General features: G+C 61.4%; 1 protein-coding gene. It reads right to left on the reverse strand.

Annotated elements, in window-relative coordinates:
• A partial coding sequence (locus E1297_RS00030) for a WGR domain-containing protein (protein ID WP_368669402.1) occupies positions 1-199 on the reverse strand: 199 nt, incomplete at its 3' end.
• Positions 200-207 lie beyond the last annotated feature (8 nt).

A 207-nucleotide genomic window follows, 5' to 3' on the forward strand; every position in this document is an offset into this window, starting at 1 on the left:
GCCGGCACAGGGACTGCCCGCGCGTGCCGGTCCGGCCCCAACGCCGCTCCAGACGGATGCCGCCAAACAAATCGGCGCGCAATTCAAGTGTGTAGAAGCGGTCCATGTTGCGGGCCGGGTCCTGCCGGATCATGTGGCTGGTCATCTGCGCAAGTTCCTGCAGTGTGCCGGTTGTCATTACTCTGTCCTCTTGTGACATTTCTTGAA

The sequence above is a fragment of the Roseibium sp. RKSG952 genome, from assembly GCF_009711355.1.